This is a genomic window from Aliiroseovarius halocynthiae (assembly GCF_007004645.1).
Lineage (GTDB): Bacteria > Pseudomonadota > Alphaproteobacteria > Rhodobacterales > Rhodobacteraceae > Aliiroseovarius > Aliiroseovarius halocynthiae.
The window spans coordinates 86,044-108,262 of sequence record NZ_ML660019.1 but is presented as its reverse complement, the minus strand read 5'-3'; the positions used below and the strand labels follow the sequence as shown (position 1 = coordinate 108,262).

The window sequence follows — 22,219 nt, the reverse complement described above, 5'->3', positions numbered from 1 at the left end:
CATTCAGCAGGAGCATACAGATGACAAAGATCGCCATTCTATTGATCGACGGGTTTGCAGATTGGGAATACGGGCTGGTCGGCGGCACCGCTGGCCCCTTTTACGCGCTGGATCTGCGTTATTTCACGCCAAAACACGGGCAAGTCAGATCTCAGGGCGGATTGATCGCTATGGTCGAGGATGGCTTGCAGACCCTCGCGGACTGGCAACCTGATGTGATCGCCGTGATCGGAAGCGCAAAGTGGGAGCAAGACGCACCAGATATTGCCGCCCTGCTGCAACAGGAACACGCTCGCGGCGCTCATATCGCGGGCATCTGCGGGGGGACTTTGGCGCTGGCACGTGCCGGGCTGCTGAACGCGGCTGCGCATACGTCAAATGCTGCGGGCTATTTGTCAGAACATGCCGTCGGTTATTCCGGAGCATCGCACTATGTCGACAGCCCGGCGGCCGTATCGGACAATCGCATCACCACCGCACCGGGCACTGCACCTGTCACCTTTGCCATCGAGATGTTCAAAGCAGCGTCTGTCCCGGAAGAGGCCATCCAGCATTTTCAGACAATGCTAACAGCCGAGCACGGCCAGTAGGGGAAGCCTGCGCTACATCCGCTTGCGTGCGGACAAGGCGGCAGAAATCGTGCCTTCGTCCAGATAGTCCAACTCGCCCCCAATTGGGACGCCTTGGGCCAAGGATGACACCAGACAGCGACCTTCCAGCTCGTCCGCGATATAATGCGCGGTGGTCTGGCCGTCGACAGTGGCGTTTAGGGCCAAGATGACCTCGCTGATATTGTCGTCTACGACCCGCTGAACCAGACGCGGGATGCCCAGATCCTCGGGCCCGACGGCATCCAGCGCGGACAGGGTTCCACCCAGCACGTGATAGCGGCCTTTGAACAGACCCGCGCGTTCCATCGCCCACAGGTCCGCCACGTCCTCGACCACGCAGATCTCGCCCGTGCCGCGCTTTTCTGACATACAGATGTCGCAACGATCCGACGTCGAAACATTGCCACACGTCACGCATTCGCGCGCGGTTTCCGCCACGGCCTGCATTGCATCCGCCAAAGGCGTCAGCACCAGCGCACGCTTGCGGATCAGATACAGCACCGCCCGACGGGCCGAACGCGGACCAAGCCCCGGCAGTTTCGCCATCAGCTCGATCAGGTTCTCGATATCGCGCGGTGCTTCTGACATTCTTTAGAACGGAAGGTTCATGTCTTTGGGCAGGCCCAGCTCTTCCGTCAGACGCGACATTTCGCTTTCCGAACGCTGTGCGGCTTTGGCTTGCGCATCTTTGATCGCGGCAAGGATCAGATCCTCGGCCACTTCCTTTTCATCGGGGTTAAAGATGGTGGGGTCGATGTCCAGGCCGGTCAGAACACCCTTGGCCGTAGCGGTCGCCTTCACCAGACCAGCGCCGCTTTCACCGACCACGGTCATGGTCTCTAAGCTTTCCTGAAGCTCGGCCATCTTGGTCTGCATTTCCTGCGCTTTTTTCATCATCCCGGCCATATCGCCAAGACCACCCAAACCCTTGAACATGTGATGCTCCTACTGTTTCAACTTGGGAATTAGATACGGATGGCAGCCACATGATACAAGGTCTGGCTTAGTCTTCCTCGAAGGGATCCCATTCGTCTTCAACCTCGGCCAGACCTTCTTCGGCAGCTTCCTGCACCATATCTTCGGCAGACCTGATTTCCGTGATCCGTGCCTTGGGGAAGGCCGCAACCACGGCTTGCACCAACGGATGCGCACGGGCCTCTTCTTCCAGCGCCAGCTTCTCGCCGTCGCGGGTTTCTGTGATGGTCGCGGCCTCGCAGCCATTTACCAACGTCACGCCCCAACGCACGCCGGTCCAGCCATGCAGACGTTGCGCAAGTCGCGCCGCCAGATCCTGCGGAGCATCGTCAGACGGTGTGAATTCAATCCGCCCGGGCTGATAGGATGCCAGTCGCACCCCGCCCTCGACCTCGACCAGCAGCTTCACGTCGCGATTGATGCGGATCAGTTCGACCACATCTTCGAACCGCGCATACCGCGCAAGCGAGTGTTCGGCGTCCGCCGCCACGGCCAAAGCAGTCGCTCCGCCAGATGACCCCGAAGGCATGGATTGCGTCGACATGGCGGGTGCGCCCATCGTCGACCCACCGCCAGCGGGCATCCCGCCTCCACCACCCGGTCCCGAGGGACCCGCAGGTGGTGTCGGTGTATCCTTCAACTTGCGCACCAGTTCCTCGGGCGAAGGCAAATCCGCCACGTGGGTCAGGCGAATAACCGCCATCTCAGCCGCCATCATCGCATTGGGTGCGCGGCCAACTTCCTCGATCGACGACAAAAGCATCTGCCACATCCGGGCAAGAACCCGCATCGGCAAGGCCTGCGCCATTCGCTGTCCGCGGGTGCGTTCGTCAGGCGACACGGTCGGATCCTCGACCGCTTCCGGCGTGATCTTGATGACACTCACCCAGTGCGAAACCTCGGCCAAATCGCGCAGGACCGCCATCGGGTCCGCCCCATCGGCATATTGCGCGCCCAACTCGGTCAACGCGCCAGCGGCGTCGCCGTTCAGGATCATGTCGAACAGGTCCAAAACCCGGCCACGGTCCGCCAAACCCAGCATTGCCCGCACTTGATCGGCAGTGGTTTCACCCGCGCCGTGGGAAATCGCCTGATCCAGCAAAGACTGCGCATCACGGGCCGAGCCTTCCGCCGCCCGCGTGATCAAGGCCAACGCATCATCGGCAATCGCGGCGCCCTCGGCATCGGCAATCCGGCGCAGCATGGCCAACATATCTTCGGGCTCAATCCGGCGCAAATCAAAGCGCTGACACCGTGACAGAACGGTCACAGGAACTTTACGGATTTCAGTCGTCGCGAAGATGAATTTCACGTGCGCGGGGGGTTCTTCCAGCGTCTTCAACAGCGCGTTGAACGCACTGGTCGACAGCATGTGAACCTCATCGATGATGTAGATCTTGTAGCGCGCCGAGGCCGCCCGGTAATGCACGCTTTCAATGATTTCTCGGATGTCGCCAACGCCAGTTCGGGATGCGGCGTCCATCTCCATCACGTCAACGTGCCGCCCTTCGGCAATCGCCACGCAATGCTCACACTCGCCACACGGCTCGACCGTAGGGCCACCCTGCCCATCCGCACCGATACAGTTCATCCCCTTGGCGATAATCCGCGCCGTCGTCGTCTTGCCGACCCCGCGAATACCCGTCATCACAAAAGCTTGCGCGATACGGTCCGCCTCGAACGCGTTTTTCAACGTGCGGACCATGGCCTCTTGCCCAACGAGATCGGCGAAGGTTTCGGGGCGGTATTTACGCGCCAGAACCTGATAGGCGGGGGCGTCGGATTGCGTGTCGGTCATGGATTGCCTTCGGGCCGGATTCGTATCCGGGCTAGACTATGCGGCCAAAGCCGCCCCGTCCACCGAAAGCCAATTGGCGATTGGTATTCCGCATGCTACGCCAATCCCATGGAACCACTTTTCCCGATCGCAAGTCTGCAGGCAGGCAACGGCACGCTAGGCATCTGCCCTCTACCCGGCCGCAGCGGAGATTACCGCGAAGACGTGCAGACGTTGATCCAGTGGGCGCCTGACATGGTCCTTAGCATGACCACCGCGCGTGAAATGGGCAGCTTTGGCGCCTCTGATCTGGGCGAAGACCTGGAACGCGAAAATATCATTTGGCACCACCTGCCGATCCAAGATTTCGGCGCGCCCACGGCCAAGATCATCACAAACTGGCAGGCGATTTCACCCAAAGCTCACGACATCCTCGCTGGCGGCGGCAAGGTACTGGCCCACTGCAAAGGTGGTTGCGGACGGTCCGGCATGATGCTGTTGCGCATGCTGGCCGAGATTGGTGAAGATCCGACCACGGCATTGGCACGCCTGCGCAATGCCCGCCCCTGCGCGGTTGAAACAGACGCGCAATTCCAGTGGGCCAGCGGCCCCTAACCCTTTTTCTTGTGACAAATATCCTGGGGAAGAGGGAAAGCACCCGCTTTCCCTCTGGGGCAACGCCCCTCAGGCTCGCGAAGCGAGCTACCGACCCTTGCGGTGCTTTGCGCCCTTTACGACACCTTTCACCATCTTCGAGAACTTCTTTTCCCGCGACCGCGACTGCGCCACAGTTTCCGAGTTCTTCTTCTCGCCCTTGCGCAGCTTCAACCAGCGGTCCAGACGTTCCAGATCCAGATCCCCTGCCGCGATGGCGGCCTGCACAGCGCAGCCCGGCTCGCTTTCATGGGCGCAGTCGGAAAACCGACACTTCGCTTCCAGTTCGGCCAGGTCGTCAAACACGTTGTCGATCCCTTCGCGCGTATCGATCAAACGCAACGCGCGCATGCCCGGCATATCGATGATCCAGCCGCCCTTCAACATCGGCCGCATGGACCGCGCGGTGGTCACGTGACGCCCTCTGGCGTCATCCTCGCGGATCGCTCCGGTCGCTGCATCCCCGCCAGTCAGCGCGTTTGTCAGGGTGGTTTTCCCAACACCGGACGAGCCAATAAAGGCAGCGGTTTGCGGTGATTTGCACCATGCCGCGACCTCGGCCGCGCTTTCAGGGTCACGTGCGTTCACCGTCAGGATCGTCAGCATCGGATCCAACACCTGCGCCTCGCGCTCATATTCGCGCGGGTCTTCGCACATGTCTGCTTTGGTCAGCACAAGAACCGGATAGCACCCGGCCTCGTGCGCGAGCGCCAAAAAACGTTCCAGCCGCGCGATGTTGAAGTCATCATTGCACGAAGTCACGATGAACAACGTATCCACATTCGCCGCAATCAGCTGCACATGCGCATCAGTCCCCGCGCCACGTCGCTGAAGCAACGACCGGCGTTCAAGGATATGCTGAATGCGCATTTCCGGGTCCGCCAGAACCCAGTCCCCCACGGCAAGCTCACCCGCCGAGAACTTCGGCGTGGTCAGAACCACGGGTCCATCTGCGCCAAGCGCATTCATCTGCGCGCGGTGGATTTCGGTCAGTCGGTAAGGGGTCAGCGCGCCCGGGTGTTCGGCGCGCGCCTGTTCGAAGGATGCGGACCATCCAAGGTCCATAAGTGTCAATGTCATTGATCTGCCTGATTTAGCACAAAGGATCACCCGTCGCGCAGGCGCGGCGTTGGGTGCATGGGTTCAGGCAGGGCCGGATCACTCCGACGGGCGACAACCTGCCTGAAAGGCGGTGACGACACTCATAAAATCCCTCCGTTCAGTTGCGTGGCGGATGTAAGGGATCGCCGCGCGGGCTTGGATCCGACATCGGAAACGGTGTTTCGCGCGTCGGAGACGTTTTACCCCTCTCGGCGAAACAAGTTTCGCCTGCCGGGGGTTCAAATCCTGTGGATTTGAACCTTGGTGAGAGGCTGAACACGACCCAGACGGGGCTCGTTGTGGCTGCTTCCTTCCGGACCTGACCAGATTGGCGAGGCGCCTACCCGCGCCAACCTCTCGCCCCTCATATATGAGGCTGCGTACGGGGATGCAAGCCTCAGAGCGGTAACTCGTAGCAGGTAAATCCACGCGAGTCGCGGCACTGGAGCACGTCCACATCCAACCATGGATAGTCAGGCAGCACATAGCGACCTTCCGGAGACGATCTGAACCAGACTGACGCATCCTTGATCGGCTGGAACCGCCACAACGGAGATGTATCGAAATCCACCCGGTGTTGATTGGCAACATAGTCCGCTAGCAGGTCGCGGATTTCGATCGGTGCCACCGGAATAATGTCGTTTTGATCGGGGATTGGATAATTTCCGCCACCTAGAACACGATAGTCGGTCGTCGCCATAAGAAAGCAATCGTCATCATAGACAGGTCGGCCGTTATGTCGAAGTGCACATACGCGGCTTGCGTCGCGAAACTGTATCTCACCCGCCGGGGAGAACCGTGCGGGTTGGGTCAGGTCGACCTCATAGGTCAGACCCAACACGCATTCGTGAATGTAGCCAGGCACGCCATCATCCTTCAACTGAACGGCTTTCTGGCCCGGCAAGACTTGATTGAAGATACTACATGACCGCTCCAGCCAGTTACGCAAAAACGCGCCCGTCACGCGCATCAGCGCGAAACTATTGGGGAACATATAGAGGTCCGATAAGGATCGCTGGGTCAGTGGCCCGGCGGGAAGCGCAGTGTAGTAGTCAGGGCCGCCGAAACCACCGGATTTGAATGCCGCACTGGCGGCCAGTATTGGAAGATCTTCCAGGCCGAGCGCCTCTTGGCACATACGTGCGTGATCCAGCATGGCATGTTGCACTATCTGCGTGGCACTATCTGCGCCAACCAAATTGAAATAGTTATTCAAGGGCTGGATCGCCTCTCCAACCCGCTCTTTCATCGCCTCGCGTGTGCGATCGTGAAGGTCTGCGAACAGACTTTCGAGCGCATCTGTCGCCGGGACCTCATCTTTCCGCCTTGGACTGACGGCCCGTAGGTTGCCAAATCCATGAGACACGGACCACTGACCCTCGCTCCGGTCTACGGCCAAATCGATCACACCCAAATGCGACCCCCAAAAGCCTGGCATCACCGTAGGAATACCGTTCAGAAGCCCTCCTTTCCGGGCACATGACGCTGGATAGATCTGATGTGTATGGCCGCCGATCAAAGCATCAATACCCGCAACCTGAGACAGGGGCTTCAGAACATTTTCCATATCAGGAGAGTGCGCTTCGTCACCCATACCGCTATGGGCCAATGCAACAATCACATCTGCGCCTTCTTCACGCATCTGCGGCACGTAGCGATGCGCCGCCTCGAGAATATCCGAGGTACGAATCTGCGCCTGATGCAGCGAGTTCGGAGGCAAGAAGCCAATCACGCCAATGGTTAACTCGTGCCGCTCGCCACAGTCATCCTGAACCTGACGGCGTAACAAAACATAAGGTTGAACCCCGGCCCGTTCTGCAGTGTCCGGCAAATCAGCATTTGCCGTCAAAACCGGAAAACCTGCTGGTTCGATGGCCCGAAACAATGTGTCGCGACCCTGATCAAAATCATGATTGCCAAGATTCATGGCATCATAATTCAAATGGTTCATGGCATGGATCATCGGATGCGTCCCCTCATTCGCATCCGATGATCCACCTTCGCCAAGCGCCGACCCGAACAGGCAATCTCCGTTATCCAGCAGAATGACGTTCGATGCCTCTTTGCGCGCGGCATCAATCAGATCAGCCGTCCGAGATAGTCCCCAACCGTCGACTGAACGATCAGTGTGGTAGTCATAGGGCAAGATATTCATGTGCAGATCTGTCGTAGCCAAGATCCGCAAATTCACGCGCACACATGGCCCCAATGTGCGCTCTTGAAGGAAGTGTCTCATCCCCTACCATCTTCTTTTCCCCGTAGCCGACCGCAGGTTTCACCCGTTTTCAGCTACAAATTCCCAACTAAACTCTACCTACTGTTGCATGATGTCATTTTAATGGCCCGATAACGGCAAGCTCCTGAAAAAAATGCGTTCTGGACAGCTCCACGGCCTCTGTTAGCGTGTGCAGCGCCAAACCAAAGCAGGATCAGCCAATGAAAATCGCCGAACAGGTCACCTTTGCCGCCGGCTCGTTGAATCGAGATGCAGAAAGCCGTGGGAATACCGAAACGCAGGCGGTATTGACAAAAAACGCAAAGCTTTTGCCGCTGTGGCAGGGAAAGATCCTGATGCAGCCCGCTGCGGACGGCTGGGATTTGAGTTATTTGTCCCAAGACACGCTGCCCGCCGACTTTGCGACGGCGTCTCAGGTATATCTGGGACTGCAAGACGGCACCCCGCTGTTTGCCCTGGATGTGTCCGAATGGGAGCCTCAGGACAATCTGCCCGACACAGCACAATTCTTAGACAATAGCATTCAGTGCCATCCCGACCTGCCTGAGGATAGGGGCTTTTTCGAGCTACGCGCCACCATGGCTGGACTGACCCCGAATGAAGCCGAGGTGGCAGCAACGGCACGCTCTATTCTGGAATGGCACCGCATTCATGGCTTTTGCGCCAATTGCGGCGCTAGAACCCACGTGTCCATGGCGGGGTGGCAGCGAGATTGCGATGCCTGCGGGCGGTCGCATTTTCCACGCACAGATCCAGTCGTGATCATGCTGATCACCCATGGCAACTCGGTTCTTGTTGGGCGTGGGGTTGGCTGGCCCGACGACATGTATTCATTGCTTGCTGGGTTCGTCGAACCCGGCGAAACCATCGAAACCGCCACGCGGCGCGAAGTGCTTGAGGAGGTTGGCGTCACCGTTGGCCCAGTCGGATATCTTGCCTCACAGCCCTGGCCATATCCCTCATCCCTGATGATTGGCACCTGGGGGCACGCCACGTCCACCGAAATCAAACTGGACCCGACCGAGCTGTCAGATGCCCTTTGGATCACGCGCGAAGATATGCTGGATATCTTCTCTGGTCGCAATCCTAAGATCAAACCCGCCCGAAAAGGCGCAATTGCACATTTTCTGATGCAGAACTGGCTTGCAGATCGGCTGGACTAACAGCATTTTCATGGACAGGCTTAAGAACAGGAGCGGTCGATGAAGATCAAGACTCACGAGGACATTGAAGCAACCATCGACCAAGTATTCGAGGCCGTCACAGATTTCGAGGGTTTCGTACTGGCTGCACTACGCCGCGGGGCCGAGGTTGCGCGCACAGATACAATGGTGCAGCCGGGTCCAGGCATGGGGTGGCAAGCCAAATTTTCGTATCGTGGGCGTCAGCGGGTCGCTGATATCAAGCTTGAAGAGTTCGACCGTCCAAACCATCTGCAAGTATGGTCCAAGATTGCTGGCCTAACCGCCGAAGTGAATGTCACTTTGGTGGCGCTGTCGCGCACCCGAACACGCTTGGAGATCAGCATCGACATGCGCCCCAAAACCATTCCTGCGCGCTTGCTTTTACAATCGCTCAAGCTGGCGCGTTCAACAATGATGAAGCGCTTCAAAAAGCGAATTGCTGACTACGCATCGTTGATCGAGGCGCGCTATCGCACCTAATCTAGGCTGCAAAGACCAATTAGTCGCGGGCAGGATCGCGGGGATAGACCCCCAAAATTTCCAGTGTCGAAGTGAAGTATGCCAACTCCTCAAGCGCCAATTGCACGCCCCGGTCATCTGGATGGCCTTCAATGTCTGCATAAAAGCGCGTCGCATTGAACGAGCCATCCACCATATAGCTTTCCAGCTTGGTCATGTTCACACCGTTGGTGGCAAAGCCGCCCATCGCTTTATACAACGCGGCGGGAATGTTGCGGACTTCGAATACGAAAGTGGTGATCATACCGTGTTCACCACGGCGTTCCAAATTCGGTTCGCGCCCCATAATGACAAACCGCGTGGTGTTGTGGCCGTGATCTTCGACATCCTCGGCCAACAGATCCAAGCCATAGATTTCCGCCGCCAAAGCCGAGGCCAGAACGCCTTCGCCCGGGGTTTTGGTTTTCGCCAATTTGGCCGCCGCCCCCGCACTATCCGCAGCCGAGATGCCGCGAATTCCGTGTAATTTCAGAAAACTCGCAGACTGAGGCAGCAACACCGGATGCGCACGCACGATATTGATGTCCTCAAGCTTGCCCCCTGCCAGCCCCATCAGACTGATGCGGACCCGCACAAAGGCTTCGTCAAGGATATGCAGCCCGCTTTCCGGAAGCAGGCGGTGAATGTCAGCAACGCGTCCATAGGTCGTATTTTCAATGGGCAGCATGGCCTGATCCGCCTTGCCCGACCGTACCGCGGCGATGACCTCGTCAAAGGATTCGCAGGGCATGGCTTCCATATATGGACGTGCTGCCTGACATGCCTCATGGGAATAGGCGCCGGGCTCTCCTTGAAAGGCGATTCTGCTGGTCATTTTGCGGACCCTCACTGTGGGTTAGCGTTAAAGGACGATTAGTCGCGCGTCATATCGCTTGAAAACACACAAGGGAAGCGGCTAGAAGGCTTCTGACTTTGGATGAGACGGATCGCGACATGTTCGACACAATGACCTTTACGAAAGCGAGCGCGGCTGTGATTGGCACGCTCTTGGTATTCCTGCTGGGCAACTGGGCCGGCAGCGCGCTGTATAACACCAGCGGCGGCGGGCATGGCGCTGGCCATGGCGATGAAGCACACGCAGCCGCCACAGGCTATGTCATCGCGACTGCAGATGATGGCCACGCAGAAGAAGAAGCTGAGGAAGCCGTTCCTTTCGCTGACATGGTTGCCGCAGCCGACGTCGCCAAGGGCGAAAAGGTTTGGGGCAAGTGCAAGGCCTGCCACAAGCTGGAAGACGGCGCCAATGGCACCGGCCCGCACCTGTACGGTCTGGTTGATCGCCCAATCGCCAGCGTTGGTGGCTTTGGCTACTCGGATGTTCTGGCTGGCATGAGCGCTGACGCCTGGACCATCGATGCCCTGAATGAATGGCTGGCCAACCCGAAAGCTTTTGCACCGGGCAACAAGATGACATTCTCGGGCCTGAAGAAAGACAAAGATCGCGCCAACTTAGTTGCGTATCTGGCCACCATCGGCGGCTAAGCGCGCTTCTGGTAAGAAATTCAAAGGCCGTCCGATACCGGGCGGCCTTTTTTTGTTGCGCCATTTCAGGCGGCGCACGGCCAATTAACACGCTGTTCACCAATTCGCGCCTTGAATGTTACCGGGCAGCCCTTTTTACTCGGTTCAACGAAGTCCGCTGATCAACGGAGGTGACGCCATGCGCAACGCACAAACAAAGACCCTTACCCGACCCGACAATCGCATCCTGACGCTTGGGCTTGGGCTGGCAACCGGGGCTGTGCTTGCGTTGACACCTTTTGCGGCCAAAGCGGACACCACGATCAGCCACGGCTATTCAAATTTCGGCGAACTGAAATACGGACCCGATTTCACGCATCTGGATTACGTGAACCCAGACGCGCCAAAGGGTGGCGAAATCTCGATCTGGGCACAGGGCGCGTTTGACAGCTTTAACCAATTCACGCGCAAGGGTCGGACCGCAGCGAACGCCACCATTGGGTATGAGCGCATATTGGTGAGCACGGCAGACGATCCCTATGGCATGTACTGCTTCCTCTGCACCACGATGGAATATCCGGACGATTTGTCCTGGGTCATCTTCAATCTGCGCGACGACGTGACCTTCTGGGACGGCACCAAGATGACGGCCGAGGACATTGCCTTTACGCACAACCTGTTTGTCGAACAAGGCATCGCGGAATACCGCGCCATCATCAAAGATGTAGTTGCCGGGGTCGAAGTATCAGGCCCTCGGCAAGTCAAATTCACCTTTACCGAGGATTCGCCCAAACGCGACCGCATCGGCTTTGCCGGGTCTGGCCTGGCATTGTCGAAAAAGTGGTTCGAAGAAACGGGCACCAAGCTGGATGATCGCTCGGACGCGCCATTCATGGCGACGGGGGCCTATAAGCTGGGCAGTTTCGACTATGGCCGCCATGTAACGTACGAACGCGACCCCAACTATTGGGGGGCGGACCATCCGATGTCGGTCGGGCAGAACAATTTTGACCAGATTACGTCGGTGTATTTCGCCGATACAACAGCCGCGATGGAAGGCTTCAAGGCGGGTGCCTATACGTTCCGCACTGAAAGCTCGTCTCAAAACTGGGCAGAAGACTACGACTTCCCGAATATTCGCAACGGCTATGTTATTAAGACCGAGCTGCCGGATGGGTCAGTCGGCACCGCGCAAAGCTTCATCTTCAACCTCGACAAGCAAGTCTGGCAAGATCCCAAGGTTCGCGAAGCCTTTGGTCTTATGTTCAATTTCGAATGGTCAAACGAAGCGTTGTTCCGCGGCCTCTACAGCCGCGTAGACAGCTTTTGGCCGGGAATTGATTTAGGTGCCTCAGGCGCGCCCGGCGACGAAGAGATTGCGATCCTGAAACCACTCGTCGAACAGGGCTTGTTGCCTGAAAGCATTCTTTCAGACAATGCCGTCTTGCCGCCAGTTCACGATGCCAAGGAAAACAAGCCCTCGCGTAAGTTCTATCGGCAAGCAAACAAGCTTCTGGATGAGGCAGGGTGGGAGATCGGATCAAGTGGCTTCCTTGAGAAGGATGGCCAACGGATGAAGGCTACTTTCTTGGCCTATAGCCCATCGTTTGACCGCGTGATTAACCCTCTGGTCGAAAACCTGAAGCGGCTTGGGGTAGATGCCAAGCTGGAGCGGGTGGATATTCCACAATATGTCGAGCGCACGCGCTCGGGTGATTTCGACCTTGTGACTCATTCCATCGGCATGGGGTTCGAACCCGGCACGGGTCTGGAGCAATGGTTCCATTCGAAAACCGCCAAAGACAGCTCGCGCAATCTGATGCGCTTGCGCGATCCTGCGGTGGACGCTCTTCTGCCCGTCGTGGCGCAGTCTGAAACCCTGGACGAGCTGCGGACGTCGACAAACGCGCTGGACCGCGTCTTGCGCCATATCGGCTTCACCATTCCGCAATGGTATAAAAACAAGCACACCGTGGCCTATTATGACATTTTCGCCCACCCGGAAGAACTGCCGCCATTGGCGCTGGGAGAAATGTCATGGTGGTGGTACGACGCAGATAAAGCCGCCAAGCTGAAAGCGGCAGGCGTGCTGAAATAAAGCGCGCTGATAAAAACGAGCAACACATCAAGGACCACATATGGGCGCCTATATTCTGCGAAGACTGCTTTTGATCATCCCGACCCTGTTCGGGATCATGGTGATCAATTTCACGCTCACGCAATTCGTGCCCGGTGGCCCGATCGAACAGATCATCGCCCAAATGGAGGGCGGTGGGGATGTGTTTGAAAGCATCTCGGGCGGCGGCGACGCCGGGATCGAGGCGGCCAGCAGCGGCGATGAAAGCTATCTTGGTGCGCGCGGCCTGCCCGAAGAATTCATTGCCGAGCTGGAAAAAGAGTTCGGCTTCGACAAGCCCCCGCTTGAGCGCTTCTTCACGATGATCTGGAACTATATGCGACTGGATTTCGGCGAAAGTTACTTCCGATCCATCGGCGTCTTCGAATTGGTGGCCGAAAAGATGCCCGTGTCGATCACACTGGGCCTGTGGTCAACGGTGATCGCATACATGATCTCGATCCCGCTGGGCATTCAGAAAGCGGTGCGCGATGGGTCGCGATTTGACACATGGACATCGGGCATGATCATCGTGGCCTATGCCATTCCGGGCTTCCTGTTCGCAATCCTTCTGCTGGTTTTGTTTGCTGGCGGGTCCTATCTGCAATGGTTCCCATTGCGCGGCCTGACATCCGATAACTGGGAGGATCTGTCGCTGTGGGGCAAGGTCGTCGACTATTTCTGGCACATCACCTTGCCGGTTTTGGCCACAACGATTGCCAGCTTCGCAACGCTCACTTTGCTGACCAAGAACAGCTTTCTAGATGAGATCAAGAAACAGTATGTTGTCACCGCCCGCGCCAAGGGGCTGGCCGAAAACAAAGTTCTGTACGGCCATGTCTTCCGCAACGCGATGCTGATCATCATTGCGGGCTTCCCTTCGGTCTTTCTGGGCGTGTTCTTCGGCGGATCGGTTATCATCGAAACGCTTTTCTCGCTCGATGGGCTTGGCCGCCTGGGATACGAGGCCGCACTGGCCCGTGACTATCCGGTAATCTTTGGAACGCTCTTCGTCTTCGGCCTGTTGGGGCTGCTGGTCGGCATCCTGTCGGACCTCATGTATGTCTTTGTCGACCCCCGCATCGACTTCGAAGGGCGCGAGGTCTGATCATGGCGCTTTCCCCCCTGAACCAACGCCGCTGGCGCAACTTCCGCCGCAATGGTCGTGCGTTTTGGTCACTGATCATTTTTGCGATCCTCTTTGGCCTCTCGTTGATCGCCGAGCTTCTGGCAAACGAAAAACCGATCTTGGTGAAATATGACGGTGGCTTCTACACGCCCGTCTTCAAGTTCTACCCTGAAACCGCGTTCGGCGGCGATTTCAGGACCGAACCCAATTATAACGACATCGAAGTGCAATGTCTGATCGCATCCGGCGGATCCGAGGCGTGTTGGGACGATCCCGACGGCGTCATTGCCGAGGCCAAAACCGGCACAGTCAATGGCGCGCCTGTCAATACAGGTTGGATGATCTGGCCACCTATTCGCTATAGCTATACATCAATCGTCGATACCGGCGGGGCGGTGCCATCCCCGCCCAGCAAGGACAACTTGCTGGGAACAGATGATACGTCGCGCGATGTGTTGGCCCGCGTGATCTATGGCTTCCGACTGTCGGTCTTCTTCACCATTGTCGTAACGGCCCTTACGTCGATCATCGGGATAACTGCCGGCGCGATTCAGGGTTATTTCGGTGGGTGGATCGATCTGATCTTCCAGCGAATCCTCGAGATATGGGCCTCGACCCCGTCGCTTTACGTGATCATCATCCTCTTCGCGATCCTTGGACGAAGTTTCTGGCTGCTGGTCTTTGTCACCGTGCTGTTTGGATGGCCCGCGCTGGTCGGCGTGGTTCGCGCCGAGTTCCTGCGCGCCCGCAATTTTGAATACGTCCGCGCCGCCCGCGCGCTTGGCGTCTCGAACCGCGTGATCATGTTCCGCCATGTGCTGCCCAACGCGATGGTCGCCACCCTGACCATGCTGCCCTTCATCATCACAGGCACGATATCGACCCTTGCAACGCTGGACTTCCTTGGCTTCGGCCTGCCGTCATCTGCCCCATCTCTGGGCGAACTGACGCGGCAAGCGAAGCAGAACCTGCAAGCCCCGTGGCTAGCCTTCACGGCCTTCATGACCTTCTCGATCCTTCTGTCGCTGCTTGTCTTCATTTTCGAGGGCGTGCGGGACGCGTTTGACCCAAGAAAGACCTTCCAATGAGCCTTCTGACCGTCAACAACCTAAGCGTCTCGTTCCGACAGGACGGGCAAAGCCACCCGGCCGTGCGCGGGATCAGCTTTAACGTGGAAAAGGGCGAAACCGTTGCGTTGGTTGGCGAAAGTGGGTCGGGGAAATCCGTGTCTGCCCTGTCGACCGTATCGCTTCTACCCGACAGCGCCGAGGTCACCGGCTCCATCACCTATGACGGGCGCGAGATGATCGACGCATCCAAGTCCGACCTACGTGACGTGCGCGGCAATGACATCAGCTTTATCTTTCAAGAGCCGATGACCTCGCTGAACCCGCTGCATACAATCGAAAAGCAGATGGCGGAGTCGATCCAACTGCATCAGGGCCTGACCGGAGACGCCGTGCGCGCCCGCATTCTGGAACTGCTGGACAAGGTTGGCATCCGCGATGCCGAGACGCGGTTGATCAATTACCCTCACCAGCTTTCTGGCGGGCAGCGTCAGCGTGTGATGATCGCCATGGCGCTGGCCAATGGGCCGGAGCTTTTGATCGCGGACGAACCCACGACGGCTCTGGATGTCACCATTCAGGCGCAGATCCTCGACCTGCTGGCGGATCTGAAGGAAAGCGAGGGGATGAGTCTTCTGTTCATCACCCACGACCTTGGCATCGTGCGCAAGATCGCGGACCGCGTCTGCGTCATGAAAGACGGGCAGATTGTCGAGACCGGCCCGACCGCGGAAGTCTTCGAAAACCCCCAGCACGACTATACCAAAATGCTTCTGGGCGCCGAGGCACATGGCCGCCCCGATCCCGTCCCCGCCGACGCGCCTGAAATCGCGTCCGCCAAAGACCTGCGCATCTGGTTCCCCATTCAGCGCGGCCTGATGCGTCGCACAGTCGGGCACATCAAAGCGGTGAATGCCGCGTCGTTCAACGTGCGTGCTGGTGAAACCATTGGCATTGTGGGTGAAAGCGGATCCGGCAAGACGACGCTGGCGCTGGCCGTGATGCGGCTGATCAGCTCGGACGGACCGATTGTCTTTATGGGCGATGGCATTCAGGGGTTGAAGTCGCGTCAATTACAGCCCCTGCGTCGCGATATGCAGATCGTGTTCCAAGACCCCTATGGCTCGCTTTCCCCGCGTATGACCGCCGAGGAAATCATCGCCGAAGGTCTGTCAGTCCACGGGCTTGAACCGGGTCGCAACCGACGCGACATGGTCGCCGAAATCATGGAAGAGGTCGGGCTGGATCCCAACACAATGCACCGTTATCCGCACGAGTTTTCAGGCGGCCAACGTCAACGCATCGCGATTGCCCGCGCGATGATCCTGCGCCCCAAGCTGGTGGTTCTGGACGAACCAACCTCGGCCCTTGATATGACGGTACAGGTTCAGATCGTCGAACTTCTGCGCAATCTGCAAAAGAAACACGGACTGGCGTATCTGTTCATCTCGCACGACCTGCGGGTCGTCCGTGCGCTTAGCCATAAGGTTCTGGTGATGCGGGCAGGCGATGTGGTTGAAAGCGGTGACGCGGATCAGGTGTTTGATGCGCCCGCGACGGACTATACCCGCGCATTGATGGCCGCGGCCTTCGATATGAAGGCCAGCGACGCCGTCTCTCAGTAAACGTAGGGATCAGGACGGGCCAAGAACCTTACAGCGCGTATTGCGTGCGTTCAGGCGACGGCATGCCAGATCGGCTTGCTCTTGTGTCAAGCTGACGAAGTTTGCGTGCCACCCATCCGAACGCTTGACGACCTTACGCAGGGCCTCGTCCAGCGTATCAATCTCGCGCAGGGCGGTTTTCAGCAGGCGACGCTCCGCATGATACCGGGTGCCCAGAACACCCACGTTGATGGCGTAGTGCCGCCCACCCGACGTGGACATACGGGTCACGATCTCGGGCGCAGCCGTGGCGGGATCGTCCGCAGGATCAAGCGACGCCAGGATGATTGTTGCCGGGCGCGGCGGAGGCGATGCCATGGCGGCCGTCGTCACAGCGGCTTCGCCGCCAAAAGGCTGCGCGGGTGCAGGCGCAGGGACCGGCGTGGTTTCGATTGCGGGGGCCAAGGCAACTGCCTCGGCCTCGGGTGCTGTTGGCGTTTCCTCGGACACAGCGGCAGCGACAGCGTCTTTGATGCTGTCGGTCAGGCTGGCCAGCTGAGTGTCGACCACTGGTTCTTCTGCTGCAACTGGGCGCGGGGCAGGACGCGGGCTGCGCTTGACCGCTGTGATCAAGCGGATGGTTTTACCGGCAGCGCCGGGTTCAATGGGCTCAGCAGGGCTGACACCGCCCACATTCCCTGCATAAAGCGGAGGCGTAGGCTTGCGAACCGAGGCGCGGCTGGGTGCACGGCGAAAGCCAAGGTCCATCAGCTCGGCCACTTTTGCGTTACGCGACGCGGTGGATCGCCCGCCAAACACGGTGGTGATAATCCGTTCCTGTCCGCGTTCAGCAGACGCCACAAGGTTAAACCCGGCAGCGTTGGTAAACCCAGTTTTGATCCCGTCCGCACCTTTATAACTGTTCAGGAAACGTCGGTTGGTGTTGTTCACGGATTTGATGCCTGCATGGGTCGAGCGGCGCGAAAACAGGTTATAGTATTCCGGGTGATCATAAAAAAGGTGCCGCCCCAGCGTCGTCATATCGCGCGCGGTGGACAGGTGACCACTTTCAGTCAAGCCATGAGCATTCTTGAAATGGGTACGCGTCATGCCCAACGCCTTAGCCGTGCGGTTCATACGACGTGCGAATGCAGCTTCGGAGCCTGAGATGGCGATACCGATGGCCGTGGCCGCATCATTTGCGGATTTCACAGCAGCAGCGCGGATCAGATAGCGCATCTTGATCTTCTGCCCCTTGCGCAGACCCAATTTGGACGGAGGCTCGGCCGAGGCCTTGCCCGTGATGGTCACAACTGTATCGGCCGAAATCTCGCCATGTTTAATGGCCTCGAAAGCGACATAAAGCGTCATCATTTTTGTCAGGGAAGCCGGGTGCAACCGCGTGTCCGCGTTGCGGGCATGCAACACCTTGCCGGTACGTGCATCAATTACCATTGCTGCATAGGGTGCTGCCTGCGCACGCGCAGGGGCAAGCACTGTCAAACAGCCAATAACTGCAAGAAATAGCCCGAAATGGGCCAACTGCTTCAAACGCGTCATCACGACGGTTACCTTTTCTGCCTCAATCGCCGGATCTTTTTTCGCCCAGCTGATTTGTTTTTTTCAGGCTAGCACGCGGAGTGCGTTTCGGAAACAGCTTATTTTCAAAGGCTTGCTGCGTGTCCTACAGGTCACGGCAAGACACGCGGCGCAAGATGTAGACCGGAACATGCGCAAGGCTACAAAATCTGGCCAGCGCCGACGTGCAAAAGCACCAGAGCACGCCTAAGCAAACTTGCGCCGAGGCTACGTTCGAAAACCAATTGTTGAGACTTTCGCCTTCATTTTGTATGAGCTTTGCCGGGTGCATTGCCCCGCGCCCCTTTTCAGCACGGGGACGAACCCTATATTGATTGACTCGGATGCCTTTGATTGCAACCCACGGAGCGATGTCGACATGACAACATCCCCCTTCATCCTGTCCTCGGGTGGACCCGACGATGACGGCGAAGCTGGCGTTGCGGTTGCAACCAAGCCCAAGACCAAGCGCCCACCGATGTACAAGGTATTGCTGCTGAACGACGATTTCACGCCGATGGAATTCGTCGTCATGGTGCTAGAGCGTTTCTTCGGCTTGAACCACTCTCAAGCATTCGAGTTGATGCTGACCGTACACAAAAAGGGATTGGCCGTTGCCGGTGTCTTTTCCTACGAGATCGCAGAGACCAAAGTTACTCAGGTGATGCAGCTGGCGCGTGAACATCAGCACCCGCTGCAATGCACCATGGAAAAGGAATGACCGCCGCGCGCGGGGTCTGACATGCTTCAAACACGATTGTCTATTGCCCTTGATGACGGGCTTATTTCGCTTCCTGATGATGGCGCCCTTCTGGTGATCGGTCCGACACCGGATCAAGATATCTTTGCGCTGCCAAAAGATCGCGTGACGATCTACAGCCACTTCCACCCAGATGTGCAATTCTGGTCCGCACGCGGATATGACGTCATCAGCGACGTGCCGGACGCGGGCTTTGCTGCAGCGCTGGTCTGTGCGCCCCGGTCAAAAGCGTTGGCGCAGGCGTGGCTTTACGCCGCCGACCGCGCAACAGGCGGCAAGTTGGTTATTCTGGATGGACAGAAGACTGACGGGATGGACAGTCATCTGAAGGCGCTCAAAAAGCGCGCGAACCTTTTGGGAAATCTGTCGAAGGCACATGGAAAGATCGTCTGGCTTCAGGGGCTGGACGCCCCCGATTGGGTGGACCAAGACATCACTCTGCCCGACGGTTTCGTCACCCGCCCCGGCGTCTTCTCGGCCGAGAAGATCGACAAAGGGTCCGAGGTGCTGGCAGCCGTCATGCCCGACGCCATCAACGGCCGCGTCGCCGATCTGGGCGCCGGTTGGGGATATCTGTCGCGCCATATCCTGTCGCGCGAAGGTGTCGAAGCTCTGGATCTGATCGAGGCCGACAAGGTGGCGCTGGATTGTGCCCGCCGAAACTTCGACGATCCTCGTGTGCGGTTCCTTTGGGACGACGCGACCGCATTTACACCCGATCAACCCTATGACGTGGTGATCTCGAACCCGCCATTTCACACCAGCCGCGCAGGACGCCCGGAACTGGGGCAGGCATTCATCCAGTCGGCGGCACGCATTCTGAAACCTTCGGGCCGCTTCGTCATGGTCGCAAATCGCCACCTGCCCTATGAAGAGACGCTGGCCAAGCATTTCCGCGTGGTCGAGGATCTGGGCGGCACGCCGGGCTTCAAGCTGCTGGCAGGGCTGAAACCTCATCGCGTGGCGCGGTAACTTCCGCTAGTCTGGCGCGGGGAATCGCCCAAAGACAGGAGAGGCTATGTCCTTCAACATCGCAGGCAAAACCGCCATCATCACCGGGGCTGCCAACGGCATTGGCCTGTCCATTGCCCGACATTTTGCCGATCACGGTGCCAATGTGGTTTGCGCCGATATGGACGAGGCCGGTCTTTTGGATCAATGGGGTCCGAACCCTGATGAAGACGGTGAAGAGGCGGGAAACACGCGCATATTCGCCGGCGACCTGCGCGAAAAGCTGACGATTGCCAACCTGCTTTCGGCCACAATCGACGCATTTGAACGGGTAGACATCTTGGTCAACGCCTCGCGTCAGGTCGCGCTGGCCGATCCGCTGGACGCAGATGACAAATCAATCACCACGCTGCTAAATCAGAACCTCATGACCAGCCTGCGACTTGGCCAATTGGTGGCCAAACGCATGATCTTGCAAGGCGAAGAACTGCAGGACGACGACAAAGACACACCACTTGGCACGATCATCAATCTTTCGTCAATCGCTTCGACGCGCACGCTGCCTGGCCTGATGGGGTATTCCATCGCCTCTGCTGCCGTGGATCAGATGACCCGCTCTTTGGCTGTGGCGCTCGCGCCCCATCGAATCCGCGTGAACGCCGTATCCTTCGCATCATTGATGAGCGCAAGCCTACAAAACACGATCCGCGAGAACCCAGAATCCCTTGAGGAAATACTCGAGGGAACGCCTTTGGGACGGATCGCCCCTGCCTCGGAAATTACCGAGGCCGTGCAGTTTTTGGCCTCGGAAGGATCAAGCTTCATGACTGGCCACATCATGCAGGTTGACGGCGGGCGCAGCCTGCTGGACGCCGTTGGCAATCCTTCACACTGACGGCGTGCCCCCCGCGCGACATCCTGCCTTTTGCCAAACCCGTGCAGCTTTGATAGCTGAGCGCAAAGCAATCCTCATTGACACCGGAGCCTCCAATGACCGACCAGATGACAGATCAAAAAGCCCGTGCCAGCCAATGGTTCCACGAGCTTCGCGACCAGATCGTTGCCACCTTTGAGGCACTGGAAGACAGCCAATCCGAGGGGCCATTTGCAGATCAGCCTGCCGGAAAGTTCGACGTCACAAAAACCACCCGCCAATCAGATGACGGATCGGACGCAGGCGGTGGGCTGATGAGCGTCATGCGGGGCGGGCGTGTGTTTGAAAAAGTGGGCGTGAATATCTCGACTGTTTACGGCACTCTGGGAAAAGCTGCCCAACAGGCGATGGCCGCGCGCGGTGTTCCCGGGATCGAGGATGATCCGCGCTTCTGGGCCTCGGGCATTTCATTGGTTGCGCATATGCAGAACCCACATTGCCCTGCGGTACACATGAATACCCGCATGTTCTGGACACCCGGTGCGTGGTGGTTCGGGGGCGGGTCTGACCTGAACCCCTGCATCGAATATGACGAGGACACGGCGCATTTCCACAATGTTCAGAAAGAGCATCTGGATCCCCATGACCCCACGCTTTATGGCAAGCTAAAGGAATGGGCGGACGAGTATTTCTATGTCCCCCACCGTGGCCGCGCCCGAGGGGTTGGCGGGATTTTCATGGATGACCGCAACACTGGTGATTGGGAGGCTGACTTTGCCCTGACCCAAGACATCGGCCGCGCCTTCCTGCCTGCCTTTGTTCCGGTAACCGAAAAGCGCCGCAACACACCGTGGGATGAGAGCGACAAAGACACCCAGCTGGTGCATCGTGGGCTCTATGCCGAATACAACCTTGTCTATGACCGCGGCACCAAGTTTGGTCTGGCCACGGGCCATGACGCCGATGCCGTTTTGATGAGTCTGCCGCCGATGGCAAAGTGGGTATAAGGCGGTCGATGGCTCGCTAACGCGAGCCTGAGGGGCGCTGCCCCTCGCCCTGACGGGCTCACCCCGGGATATTTCAAACAAGAAAAGCAAGACTTGGCTTTGGCTTGCCTTGGGCCACGTGTCGGGGCAAGCTGAGGGAAAACCGGAAAGGCGAGGGCGTGACCAGCTTTAAACTTGATGATTTCCTACCGTACCAGATTGCTGTTCTGTCCAGCCGTGTCAGCGCAGAATTTTCCAAGCATTATCGCGAGGCCTATGGGATCTCGGTGTCAGAGTGGCGGGTCGTTGCCCATCTAAGCCAGGCCGACAGCGTTAGCGTGCGCGAGATCCACAAGCGGGTGGACATGGACAAGCCGAAAGTTAGCCGGGCGGCGTCCCGGCTTGAGGCGGCGGGCTATATCACCAAGACCATCAACCCTAGCGACCGGCGTCTGGTCGAGCTAAGCCTGACCGACAAGGGGCGCGCGATGATCGACGCATTAGCCCCGATCGCGGCTGACTATGAGACGCATCTCACCACGTTGCTGGAAGAACAGGACGAGAGTTTTCGCGAGACTTTAGTGTTACTTCTGAAGAAGCTCGACCCCGGCAATACCAACGATGAGTGATCTCTTC

General features: G+C 58.2%; 21 protein-coding genes and 1 other RNA gene. 14 read left to right on the top strand and 8 right to left on the bottom strand.

Translation table 11 applies throughout. The features are described from left to right. Positions 1 to 20 precede the first annotated feature (20 nt). A complete protein-coding gene (locus FIL88_RS00585) occupies positions 21 to 590 on the top strand; it encodes a DJ-1/PfpI family protein (RefSeq protein WP_142851883.1) in 570 nt (189 codons plus the stop codon). A 12-nt stretch (positions 591 to 602) separates the two neighbouring features. Here FIL88_RS00585 and recR read toward each other — a convergent pair whose 3' ends face one another. The 3 genes from recR to FIL88_RS00570 form a co-directional block, all read right to left on the bottom strand. Beyond that, positions 603 to 1,199, bottom strand: a complete 597-nt coding sequence (gene recR / locus FIL88_RS00580; protein WP_142851882.1) for a recombination mediator RecR — start codon at positions 1,197 to 1,199, stop codon at positions 603 to 605. 3 nt (positions 1,200 to 1,202) lie between these two features. After that, complete coding sequence (locus tag FIL88_RS00575; protein WP_142851881.1) at positions 1,203 to 1,547, bottom strand: YbaB/EbfC family nucleoid-associated protein; 345 nt, start codon at positions 1,545 to 1,547, stop codon at positions 1,203 to 1,205. 67 nt (positions 1,548 to 1,614) lie between these two features. Next, complete coding sequence (locus FIL88_RS00570) at positions 1,615 to 3,384, bottom strand: DNA polymerase III subunit gamma/tau (RefSeq protein ID WP_142851880.1); 1,770 nt, start codon at positions 3,382 to 3,384, stop codon at positions 1,615 to 1,617. 108 nt (positions 3,385 to 3,492) lie between these two features. On the opposite strand from FIL88_RS00570, the gene FIL88_RS00565 reads away from it, so the two are divergent. Then, positions 3,493 to 3,978, top strand: a complete 486-nt coding sequence (locus FIL88_RS00565) for a phosphatase domain-containing putative toxin (RefSeq protein WP_142851879.1) — start codon at positions 3,493 to 3,495, stop codon at positions 3,976 to 3,978. A gap of 87 nt (positions 3,979 to 4,065) precedes the next feature. Here FIL88_RS00565 and rsgA read toward each other — a convergent pair whose 3' ends face one another. The 3 genes from rsgA to FIL88_RS00550 all read right to left on the bottom strand — a co-directional run bounded on the left by rsgA (position 4,066) and on the right by FIL88_RS00550 (position 7,354). Then, entirely contained in the window at positions 4,066 to 5,097 is a 1,032-nt protein-coding gene (gene rsgA, locus FIL88_RS00560; protein WP_142851878.1) for a ribosome small subunit-dependent GTPase A, read from the bottom strand. Between the two features lie 283 nt (positions 5,098 to 5,380). Next, positions 5,381 to 5,478: signal recognition particle sRNA small type (gene ffs, locus FIL88_RS00555), an RNA gene on the bottom strand. 37 nt (positions 5,479 to 5,515) lie between these two features. Then, positions 5,516 to 7,354, bottom strand: coding sequence for a bifunctional 2',3'-cyclic-nucleotide 2'-phosphodiesterase/3'-nucleotidase (locus FIL88_RS00550; RefSeq protein WP_142851877.1), 1,839 nt, complete (start codon positions 7,352 to 7,354; stop codon positions 5,516 to 5,518). Between the two features lie 200 nt (positions 7,355 to 7,554). Between FIL88_RS00550 and nudC the strand changes: the two genes are divergently transcribed. Both nudC and FIL88_RS00540 read left to right on the top strand, forming a co-directional pair. Next, a complete protein-coding gene (nudC, locus tag FIL88_RS00545) occupies positions 7,555 to 8,517 on the top strand; it encodes an NAD(+) diphosphatase (protein WP_142851876.1) in 963 nt (320 codons plus the stop codon). A gap of 39 nt (positions 8,518 to 8,556) precedes the next feature. Further along, positions 8,557 to 9,018 carry an SRPBCC family protein gene (locus tag FIL88_RS00540; protein ID WP_142851875.1) on the top strand — a complete coding sequence of 154 codons (462 nt, stop codon included), beginning with the start codon at positions 8,557 to 8,559 and terminating at the stop codon, positions 9,016 to 9,018. Positions 9,019 to 9,037: 19 nt separating this feature from the next. Here FIL88_RS00540 and FIL88_RS00535 read toward each other — a convergent pair whose 3' ends face one another. After that, a complete protein-coding gene (locus tag FIL88_RS00535; protein ID WP_142851874.1) occupies positions 9,038 to 9,871 on the bottom strand; it encodes a prephenate dehydratase in 834 nt (277 codons plus the stop codon). Positions 9,872 to 9,990: 119 nt separating this feature from the next. Between FIL88_RS00535 and FIL88_RS00530 the strand changes: the two genes are divergently transcribed. The 5 genes from FIL88_RS00530 to FIL88_RS00510 all read left to right on the top strand — a co-directional run bounded on the left by FIL88_RS00530 (position 9,991) and on the right by FIL88_RS00510 (position 16,455). Next, complete coding sequence (locus tag FIL88_RS00530) at positions 9,991 to 10,539, top strand: c-type cytochrome (RefSeq protein ID WP_142851873.1); 549 nt, start codon at positions 9,991 to 9,993, stop codon at positions 10,537 to 10,539. Positions 10,540 to 10,717: 178 nt separating this feature from the next. Continuing rightward, a complete protein-coding gene (locus tag FIL88_RS00525; protein WP_142851872.1) occupies positions 10,718 to 12,616 on the top strand; it encodes an extracellular solute-binding protein in 1,899 nt (632 codons plus the stop codon). Between the two features lie 40 nt (positions 12,617 to 12,656). Continuing rightward, a complete protein-coding gene (locus FIL88_RS00520; protein WP_142851871.1) occupies positions 12,657 to 13,742 on the top strand; it encodes a microcin C ABC transporter permease YejB in 1,086 nt (361 codons plus the stop codon). A 2-nt stretch (positions 13,743 to 13,744) separates the two neighbouring features. Then, a complete protein-coding gene (locus tag FIL88_RS00515) occupies positions 13,745 to 14,851 on the top strand; it encodes an ABC transporter permease (RefSeq protein WP_142851870.1) in 1,107 nt (368 codons plus the stop codon). Then, a complete protein-coding gene (locus FIL88_RS00510) occupies positions 14,848 to 16,455 on the top strand; it encodes an ABC transporter ATP-binding protein (RefSeq protein ID WP_142851869.1) in 1,608 nt (535 codons plus the stop codon). The genes FIL88_RS00515 and FIL88_RS00510 overlap by 4 nt, the downstream gene beginning before the upstream one ends. Positions 16,456 to 16,464: 9 nt before the next feature. Here the strand turns inward: FIL88_RS00510 and FIL88_RS00505 are convergent, their stop codons facing one another. Further along, positions 16,465 to 17,994 (bottom strand): D-alanyl-D-alanine carboxypeptidase family protein, encoded by a 1,530-nt coding sequence (locus tag FIL88_RS00505; protein WP_142851868.1) that lies wholly within the window; start codon positions 17,992 to 17,994, stop codon positions 16,465 to 16,467. 397 nt (positions 17,995 to 18,391) lie between these two features. Between FIL88_RS00505 and clpS the strand changes: the two genes are divergently transcribed. The 5 genes from clpS to FIL88_RS00480 all read left to right on the top strand — a co-directional run bounded on the left by clpS (position 18,392) and on the right by FIL88_RS00480 (position 22,212). Next, the gene (gene clpS, locus FIL88_RS00500; RefSeq protein WP_142851867.1) at positions 18,392 to 18,733 is read left to right on the top strand and encodes an ATP-dependent Clp protease adapter ClpS; all 342 of its coding nucleotides are present in this window, start codon (positions 18,392 to 18,394) and stop codon (positions 18,731 to 18,733) included. A 21-nt stretch (positions 18,734 to 18,754) separates the two neighbouring features. Next, positions 18,755 to 19,744, top strand: coding sequence for a class I SAM-dependent methyltransferase (locus FIL88_RS00495; protein ID WP_142851866.1), 990 nt, complete (start codon positions 18,755 to 18,757; stop codon positions 19,742 to 19,744). Positions 19,745 to 19,790: 46 nt separating this feature from the next. Continuing rightward, positions 19,791 to 20,618, top strand: coding sequence for an SDR family NAD(P)-dependent oxidoreductase (locus tag FIL88_RS00490; protein ID WP_142851865.1), 828 nt, complete (start codon positions 19,791 to 19,793; stop codon positions 20,616 to 20,618). A gap of 95 nt (positions 20,619 to 20,713) precedes the next feature. Continuing rightward, positions 20,714 to 21,604 carry an oxygen-dependent coproporphyrinogen oxidase gene (gene hemF / locus FIL88_RS00485; protein WP_142851864.1) on the top strand — a complete coding sequence of 297 codons (891 nt, stop codon included), beginning with the start codon at positions 20,714 to 20,716 and terminating at the stop codon, positions 21,602 to 21,604. A gap of 158 nt (positions 21,605 to 21,762) precedes the next feature. Continuing rightward, positions 21,763 to 22,212 carry a MarR family winged helix-turn-helix transcriptional regulator gene (locus FIL88_RS00480; protein WP_142851863.1) on the top strand — a complete coding sequence of 150 codons (450 nt, stop codon included), beginning with the start codon at positions 21,763 to 21,765 and terminating at the stop codon, positions 22,210 to 22,212. Positions 22,213 to 22,219 lie beyond the last annotated feature (7 nt).